This window comes from Frankia canadensis (assembly GCF_900197875.1).
Classification (GTDB): domain Bacteria; phylum Actinomycetota; class Actinomycetes; order Frankiales; family Frankiaceae; genus Frankia; species Frankia canadensis.
Genome location: NZ_FZMO01000440.1, coordinates 1 through 1,284 on the forward strand (window position 1 = coordinate 1; position 1,284 = coordinate 1,284).

Annotated in this window: 1 protein-coding gene; it reads right to left on the bottom strand. The window is 74.7% G+C overall.

The features are described from left to right. Window positions 1-1,198, bottom strand: a 1,198-nt coding sequence (locus tag C1A33_RS25555) for an MFS transporter (RefSeq protein ID WP_243407940.1), incomplete at its 3' end; no start/stop codon positions are given. Window positions 1,199-1,284: the final 86 nt, after the last annotated feature.

The following is a 1,284-nucleotide window of genomic DNA, read 5'->3' on the forward strand; positions in this document are numbered from 1 at the left end:
CGCCGCCGATCTGGCGGACGGCGACGTTGAGGCCTGTCGCGGCGGCGAAGCGCACCGGTGCCACGGACAGGGCGGCCGCGCTGGACACACCGACGCTGCAGGCACCGATCCCGAGGCCCAGGCCGAGGCCGCTGGGCAGCCAGGCGGTGAGGAAACGCGGTTCGGCGGGTAGCCACAGCGCGAGCGCGGCCGTCGTCCCCGCGAGCACCAGCGAGCCGGCGGTGACCAGAGCGCGCGGGGAGGGTCGGCGGGTCAGCCTGCCGATGACGATGCCGACGATCGCGGACGCGACGGCTCCGGGCGTCATCGCCAGGCCCGCGGCGAGCTCCGAGTAGTCCCAGACGTCGATCAGATACAGGACGCCGAGCAGCAGCGTCGTGTAGAGGACCGCGCCGAACAGGAAGGAGACGACGTTCGCCGCCGCGTACGTCCGGCTCGACCACAACCCGATCTCCACCGCGGGGCTGGGATGGCCGGCCGAACGGCGCAGCGCCGCCGCCACCAGCACCGCCGAGCCGACCAGGCATCCGATCGTCGCCGCCGACGCCCAGCCCCAGGTGGACGCCTCGGTGACGCCGAGCACGAGCACGCCGATGCCGCCGGCGAGCGCCACGGTGCCGATCGCGTCCGGCCGGCGGGCCTCACCGCCGCGTGCGGCGGGCCGGGCGGATCCGGATCGGTGCCACCGCCAGCCCTGCCAGACGAGCCAGCCGCCCACGGGCACGTTGATGCAGAACAGCGCACGCCAGCTCATCGTGTCGACGAGCACTCCGCCAAGGGCAGGGCCGGCCGCCGCGGCGAGGGCTGCGGAGGCGCTCCAGAGCCCGATCGCCGCCGCCCGGCGTTCTGGCGGGGTGTCGGCGAGCACGAACGCGAGCGACGCCGGGATCAGCAGGGCCGCCCCGACGCCCTGCACCCCCCGCGCGACGAGCAGCGCCTCGAGTGTCGGTGCCACGGCGGCGAGCAGCGACGCGGCGGTGAAGACGCCCACCCCGGTGACGAACAGCGGGACCCGGCCGACGACGTCGGCGAGCCGGCCGGCCGGGGCGAGCAGGGCCGCGAACATGATCGTGTAGAGGGTGACGACCCAGGACAGCGAGGTGACACCGACGTGGAAGTCGCCGGCCAGGTCCGGGACGGCCAGGTTCGTGATCGTGGCGTCCAGGAAGGCGAGGAAGGATCCGCCGCAGGCGACCACCAGGGGCAGCCGGGAGGCCCGGGATGAGGTCGTGACTACTCCGACGGCTGAAGCCGCCGGCTTCTCAGGCGACTTGCGCGGCCCGA